The sequence below is a fragment of the Streptomyces sp. FH025 genome (assembly GCF_017427025.1).
Classification (GTDB): Bacteria; Actinomycetota; Actinomycetes; order Streptomycetales; family Streptomycetaceae; genus Kitasatospora.
In genome coordinates, this window is the sequence record NZ_JAFLNG010000850.1 from 1 (window position 1) to 2,873 (window position 2,873).

The 2,873-nt window shown below is 72.6% G+C and carries 4 protein-coding genes; 2 read left to right on the top strand and 2 right to left on the bottom strand.

Features of this window, described 5'->3' with window-relative positions; translation table 11 throughout:
- On the bottom strand, nt 1-373 hold a 373-nt coding region (locus J0670_RS34740; protein WP_374223233.1), incomplete at its 3' end, for an alpha/beta fold hydrolase.
- 199 nt (nt 374-572) lie between these two features.
- On the opposite strand from J0670_RS34740, the gene J0670_RS34745 reads away from it, so the two are divergent.
- The gene (locus tag J0670_RS34745; RefSeq protein WP_207816426.1) at nt 573-1,379 is read left to right on the top strand and encodes a hypothetical protein; all 807 of its coding nucleotides are present in this window, start codon (nt 573-575) and stop codon (nt 1,377-1,379) included.
- A 22-nt stretch (nt 1,380-1,401) separates the two neighbouring features.
- Here J0670_RS34745 and J0670_RS34750 read toward each other — a convergent pair whose 3' ends face one another.
- The gene (locus J0670_RS34750; protein WP_207816427.1) at nt 1,402-1,755 is read right to left on the bottom strand and encodes a DUF6401 family natural product biosynthesis protein; all 354 of its coding nucleotides are present in this window, start codon (nt 1,753-1,755) and stop codon (nt 1,402-1,404) included.
- Between the two features lie 153 nt (nt 1,756-1,908).
- Between J0670_RS34750 and J0670_RS34755 the strand changes: the two genes are divergently transcribed.
- Entirely contained in the window at nt 1,909-2,835 is a 927-nt protein-coding gene (locus J0670_RS34755; protein ID WP_207816429.1) for an LLM class F420-dependent oxidoreductase, read from the top strand.
- Nucleotides 2,836-2,873: the final 38 nt, after the last annotated feature.

Sequence of the window (2,873 nt, forward strand, 5' to 3'; positions counted from 1 at the left end):
CGCCGGCCCGCAGGGCGGCGCGGCCGCCCATCGAGTGGCCGATCAGGACGGTCGGCACCGGGCCGAGCGCCTTGGCCAGTTCGTCGAGCGCGGCGAGCGCGTCCAGGGCGGCGTCGGCGCGGGGGCCGTTCCAGCCGCGGTGGCGGTAGCGGACGGTGCCGAGGGCGACTCCGGCGTTCGCGGTGTCCCGGTCGAGCGAGCGCAGGAAGCCGCGCATCCGCAGCAGGGGGAGGTTGAGGCGGCCGGGCCGGGCGAGGTTGTGCTCCTCGCCGCCGTGCAGCACCAGGACGGCGGCCCGCGGCTGTGCCGGGAGGTGCCGCCACCGCAGGGCGCGGTGTGCGGCCGCACCGCCGTCCACGCTGTTTCCGATCACCGTCGCTCCGTCCCGCCCCCGTGGTCCGTCGCCCGTTTCCCCGGGACCGCCACTGTACGCGTGCGGACGGCCGGAGCTTCACCCGACGGAACCATCCCGGACACCGGGGGCGCGCGGTACGGACGGCGGGCTGCTATTCACGAAGGGTGGGGGGCCGCCCGCGCCGCTCGTGGCGCGGTGTCACCGAGTGGAGGACTCCGTGGCTCAGCAGCTCGCACTGTCCGTCGACTTCGGATCGGGGTTCACCGAAGCCTGGTCCAAGATCGCCAAGTTCATTCCGCAGTTCATCGCCTTCCTGGCGATCCTGGTCATCGGTTGGTTCGTGGCGAAGGCCATCGCCAAGGTACTGGACCGCGTGCTGCGCCGGGTCGGCTCGGAGCGGGTTTCCCAGCGGGCCGGGATGGCCCGCTACCTGAGCGGGTCCAAGTACGACATGACCGGCATCATCTGCAAGATCGTCTACTACGCGATCCTGCTGATGGCCCTGCAACTGGCGTTCGGCGTCTTCGGGCCGAACCCGATCAGTGTGATGATCCACAGCATCGTGGCCTGGCTGCCCCGGGGCATCGTCGCGGTCGCGATCGTGGTGGTCGCCATGGCCATCGCCAACGGCGTGCGCGACATCGTCGGAAACTCGCTCTCCGGCGCCTCGTACGGCCGGACCGTCTCGACCCTCGTCTGGGCGTTCATCGTGGGTCTCGGCGTGATCGCGGCGCTGGGCCAGGCCGGGATCGCCACCGCGATCACCGGGCCGGTACTGATCGCGGCGCTCGCCGCCATCACCGGTGTGCTGGTGGTCGGCGTCGGCGGCGGCCTGATCATGCCGATGCGCCAGCGCTGGGAGCGCTGGCTGAACAACGCCGAGCAGGAGAGCTCCCGGTTGCGCGGCACCGCCTACCAGGCCGGGCGCTCCGACGCGCTCGGCGGCCAGCCGAGCCGGCCGACCACCCAGACCGGTCCGGGCACCCCGCCCGCCCCGGGCATCGAGGGCGACCAGCCGAGGTAGCCGAGACGGACCCCGAGCGGCCTCAGACCTCCAGCAGGCCCTGCTCGCGCACCAGCCAGCAGATCGCGGTCAGCCGGGTGACGGCGTAGTCGTAGCCCACCGGCTCCCGCCAGCCGATCTCGGCGAGCGCGTCCAGGAAACCCAGCGCGTAGTCCGACAGTTCCTCACGGTCCAGGGGCCGGGGCGCGAGCTCCGGCCCCTGCGCGTACAGCAGCTCGCGCAGCATCGCCGCGTGCTGGTCGACCTCCGCGACGAAGCCGGGCTCGAAGGCGAACTCGGCCAGCCGGGGCGTGAAGGCGGCCACGATGCCGGGCAGCGGGCAGCCGGCCGGTTCGTCGGGGGAACGCCGGAAGGAGTCGTCGGAGGTCGCGAACATCCGTCCACCGTAGGCGAACGGGCCGGGAGGGAAAGCCACCCGTGCTGAGACCTTGGCCACCTTCGAGGCATGCTCCGGCCGGCTGCGGACGGGTGCGCGGCATGGCCGGTTCCCCACGCTCACCGGCGGGTGGTCCGTACCAGAATGGGCGGCATGGATCTCCGCATCTTCACCGAGCCCCAGCAGGGCGCGAGCTACGACACCCTCCTGAAGGTCGCCCGCACCGCTGAGGAGCTCGGCGTCTTCAGCGCCTTCTTCCGATCCGACCACTACCTCAGCATGGGCGGCGTCGACGGCCTGCCCGGGCCCACCGACGCCTGGATCACCCTGGCCGGCCTCGCCCGCGAGACCAGCACCATCCGCCTCGGCACCCTGATGACCGCCGCCACCTTCCGGCTGCCGGGCGTCACCGCGATCCAGGTCGCCCAGGTGGACGCGATGAGCGGCGGCCGGGTCGAGTTCGGCCTCGGCGCGGGCTGGTACGAGGCCGAGCACACCGCGTACGGCATCCCCTTCCCGAAGGAGAAGTTCGGGCGGCTGGAGGAGCAGCTGGCGATCATCACCGGGCTGTGGAGGACCAAGCTCGGCGACACCTTCGACTTCGCCGGCGAGTACTACACGCTCACCGACTCGCCCGCGCTGCCCAAGCCCGCCCAGGAGCGCATCCCGGTGCTGGTCGGCGGCCTCGGTCCGAAGCGCACCCCGGCCCTGGCCGCCCGCTTCGCCGACGAGTTCAACCTGCCGTTCGCCTCGGTGGAGGACACCGAGGCCCAGTTCGGCCGGGTCCGGACCGCCGTCGAGCGGGCCGGGCGCCCGGCCGACGAGCTGGTGTACTCCAACGCCCTGGTCGTCTGCGTCGGCCGGGACGACGCCGAGGTGGCCCGCCGGGCCGCCGTGATCGGCCGCGAGGTCGACGAGCTGAAGGCCAACGGCCTGGCCGGCAGCCCGGACGAGGTGGTGGAGAAGATCGGCCGGTACGCGGCCGTGGGCAGCGAGCGGATCTACCTCCAGGTCCTCGACCTGGACGACCTCGACCACCTGGAGCTGATCGCCTCCCGGGTCGCCCCGCAGCTGGCCTAGGGGTCCGGCGTCGAGCGTTTCCACCCGCCCTGACCACG